A 3394-nucleotide genomic window follows, 5' to 3' on the forward strand; every position below is an offset into this window, starting at 1 on the left:
ATCTGTCAACTCACTGATGCGATCAATAAGCTCCTGTTCTTCATCGTCAAGCTTAGAAAATTCCTCTGTAACTTTTTCCGTAGGCGATGGCAGCCCTCTTAAAGTTGTTTCAAGAGTTACCAATCCGGAAACAGCCAGAGCAATCCAGCCAAAGGGACTTGTAGAATTAAGAAGCTGCTGTGCTTTTCTGTAAGCTTCAACCACCTTTGTGCCAATACTTACAGCAGAATTTGTCGCAATCATTGCTCCTTTATAAACCAAAAATCCGGCTGCTAAACCTTTGATTACACTTCTCAGGCTCTCAGCACCGTTAGTGCTGCCTGTAAGCCATTCCACAAAATCAAGCAGTTTCTTACTTCCGTCTTTGACGGCTTCAAAAAGTTCACCCATAACTTCTTTAAGTAAATTTATTTTATCAGAATTCTTTTCAGCAATTGATTTCAGATTATTAAAAATTGATATCAGTTTACCGCTTATGTACTTTCCGGCTTTTGTAAAAGCAGGATAGAGCTTGTCAGTCCATAATGCTGAAAGCTTTTCACTACCCGGCTGTAAATGGCTGGTAATAAATCCACTCAGCTTATCCATTGCAGGAAGTACAATATCCTGTAAAATTGGTTCTCCGACCTGTGCTTTAAACTGACGCCATTTTTCTGACAGATTTGCCATCACATTAGCATACTGCCCTGATTCTTTGGCTGCCTGTCCTGTAGCTCCGGACTGCTTCATCATATTTTCAGCATATTCAAGTCTGGTTGCCTGCTTTATTTTTTCATCAAGACTTGACCATTCCTTTGATTCTGAAACAAGTCCGGTTTTAACAGCATATGCCGCCATCTGCGTATCATTTGCAAATAATCCGATAGCCTCGCCGCCCTCGTAAGAGCCATTTACAAAGCTGTTGAGAGCTGACATTGAATCATCAAGGGATTTATCCCAGAATGCCGCCGCATCTGCTGCTATAGTAAGTCCCTGCTGAGCGTAGTCGGTAGCATCGCCTATATCATACCCTAAGCCCTTGAATTTAGCTGTCATGGACGTCATATAAGGAGTAAGCCTTGTATCAACCATGCCTGTGGCATCAGCAATTTCATTTACTTTTTCCTGTGCCGCATCAGAATAATCACCCATAATCTGTTCAAATGCGGACTGCTCTGCTGCTACTTCTGCCGATGCATCAACACACGCCTGACCAAAATCTTTTATTTTATCAACAGCCAGATATGTAGTAACTGCTGCACCGATTTTCTTGAATGCACTTGACATACGGCTTTCAGACTGTTCCGCTTTCCCGGAAGTTTCATCAATCGCCTTATTAGCCTCAGAATTTTCAACAGCAATTGTGCCGAAAAGCTTAAATAATTCCATTACCGCTCACCTCCTATCATACCGCAAAGATTATTATAAAGATTTTCAGAGCTTTGCTGAGCATTTTCAACTTCTTCAGCAGAAATATCCTGTGGGATTACAGAAAGTCTGAATTCTTCCCATGTCATGCCTGTTCTTTTATTCATCCATATTTCCCACGCCTGTGATTCATTGATAATATCAATAAATCCGTCTAAAAAATCGCACAATCTGCCGTTTTCTATGTACATATCAAGCAGTCCGAACGGATCGTTATAGCGTTCGCACAGGAAATCAAAAAAACTTAGTTCTTTTTTCTCCCCGAACCGATTAATTCTTTCACAGCCGTAAAAAAATCAGCAATATCTTCCGACTTGGTAACCGCTCCTATAAGCCGTGCAAAATCCGCCGGAGAAAGCTCTGCAACTTCCTCTTTTGAAAGTCCTGAAACACTTGACAGAAATTCATAAATTTCCTTTTCACATTTCGGGAGATTAGATATCACTATAGCCGCAAGGTCTGCCAATACCGCACCGCCTACAGCTTCTACGCCCTGTTTTGCAAGGGACGGAGCTATAATAAACGCCTTTCTGAACTCTGTAACACCGCACTTCGTAATTATAGTGCATGCTTTAAATATATCTCTTGAATTAAACTTTCTGATTTTAAATTCCATGATCATATACCTCACTTTTAATTAAACAGGGGGGAGTTCAACTCCCCATGAAACTTATGCACTTTCACTTTCCAGATAGATTATTTCATACGGCAGACTTGCTGAAACATCAGAAGATAAATCTGCATAGCATTCGAATGTTGTCTTGAATGCTGATATTTCTTTGTTTTTAGTTTCAATTTCAAATCCGCTTGTACAAAGAGCATTTTTAAAGATAACTATCATAGGTGCATTGGAATTATCGTCAATTCTGTTCGCAATAAGTGCAAGATTTGTAATGTAATCACTTACTGCTACAGAAGAACGGGATTTTACAACCTTGCAGCTGCTGTTGCTAAAGTTTATATCGGATACAAGATTTGATTTTGCTGATATTGTTCCGCCGATTGCCATAGCCGCATTTTCCGCTGTATTTTCAACAAGCGTTGTTTCAAGTGTGGCTTTTTCACCTGTTTTAACTGTCATGCCTTTCATTTTTACAAGTACGCCATCAACTTCAATATCGCTGTATTCGGGGACTATAGAAAGTTTTGAACCGTCTTTTGTGGTCCCCATTTTCTTGCATGAATTATAATTCCATCCGGGAACTTGCTCATAATAAGTATATAAAGGAGAAAATTCATCTCCGTCTAAGGCTTCCCACTTTGCCTGATACCAATAATAATAAGTTTTGCCGGACTGCGGCACTGTATCTGTTGTAAGCACTTTTCTTGTGCTGTCCCAGCTCAGATCTTTCACAAGTACTCCTGCACCGAAAGTCATATTATTAGGCGTACTCTCTGAAATACCGCTTTTCAGCGCTCTGGGTGAAACTCCATCTACTGCCATATTAATCAACACTCCATTCTTTTACATTCAAATTAATTTGTATTCGTTTGAGTTCATCCACGCCTGTAGGAACAGGCATAGATGATGCATAAAAAACGGCAATACCCGTTTTATCTGCGAGTATCGCCGTTGCTCCCTTATCGGGAAATATATTTCTTATTTTTTTCTTAGCCTTTTCAAGCTCCAGCCATGATCCTCTTGTTGTACCTGTCAGGATAAATGTGCTTTCGGATTCACCGTTTTCATACATAGGTTCCGATTCGGTATATTCTCCGACAAAATAGGGGTACTGTATTTCCTTATTCCATTCCTCAAAACAGTACGGGATGTCAGCGGCTTTAAGCTTTCCGGCTATGAAATTCAAGCCGTTTATGGTCATTATCCCATCTCCGATTTCATGATTTGTTCCGCCCTTTTTATCACGGCGGTCTTTTTTGTCTCAAAAGCATTATGCAGCGCACGGCGAGGTTTTTTACCGTGTGTAAAATGTCCGTTGCCCTTAGCATCTTCATAAAACCAACCGCCCTTTCTGCCGTCTCCGTT

The 3394-nt window shown here is 40.6% G+C and carries 5 protein-coding genes; all 5 read right to left on the reverse strand.

The genetic code is table 11. From position 1 onward, the window contains the following. On the reverse strand, positions 1-1368 hold a 1368-nt coding region (locus ACI4WO_RS02695; RefSeq protein ID WP_439806017.1), incomplete at its 3' end, for a hypothetical protein. Then, positions 1368-1598: a hypothetical protein gene (locus ACI4WO_RS02700; protein ID WP_439806018.1), complete on the reverse strand. Its 231-nt coding sequence runs from the start codon at positions 1596-1598 to the stop codon at positions 1368-1370. The genes ACI4WO_RS02700 and ACI4WO_RS02695, both read right to left, overlap by 1 nt. Before the next feature lie 53 nt (positions 1599-1651). Continuing rightward, complete coding sequence (locus tag ACI4WO_RS02705; protein ID WP_439806019.1) at positions 1652-2023, reverse strand: hypothetical protein; 372 nt, start codon at positions 2021-2023, stop codon at positions 1652-1654. Between the two features lie 54 nt (positions 2024-2077). Next, complete coding sequence (locus ACI4WO_RS02710; protein ID WP_439806020.1) at positions 2078-2851, reverse strand: hypothetical protein; 774 nt, start codon at positions 2849-2851, stop codon at positions 2078-2080. Position 2852: 1 nt separating this feature from the next. Continuing rightward, positions 2853-3230 (reverse strand): hypothetical protein, encoded by a 378-nt coding sequence (locus ACI4WO_RS02715; RefSeq protein ID WP_439806021.1) that lies wholly within the window; start codon positions 3228-3230, stop codon positions 2853-2855. Between the last annotated feature and the right edge of the window lie 164 nt (positions 3231-3394).

The sequence above is a fragment of the Porcipelethomonas sp. genome, from assembly GCF_051893655.1.
Taxonomy (GTDB): domain Bacteria; phylum Bacillota; class Clostridia; order Oscillospirales; family Ruminococcaceae; genus Porcipelethomonas.

Bases quoted from the DNA above. Each gene is read 5' to 3' on its own strand.
- ACI4WO_RS02710 (WP_439806020.1), bottom strand. From the start codon at position 2,851: ATGGCAGTAGATGGAGTTTCACCCAGAGCGCTGAAAAGCGGTATTTCA.
- ACI4WO_RS02705 (WP_439806019.1), bottom strand. From the start codon at position 2,023: ATGGAATTTAAAATCAGAAAGTTTAATTCAAGAGATATATTTAAAGCA.
- ACI4WO_RS02715 (WP_439806021.1), bottom strand. From the start codon at position 3,230: ATGACCATAAACGGCTTGAATTTCATAGCCGGAAAGCTTAAAGCCGCT.
- ACI4WO_RS02700 (WP_439806018.1), bottom strand. From the start codon at position 1,598: ATGTACATAGAAAACGGCAGATTGTGCGATTTTTTAGACGGATTTATT.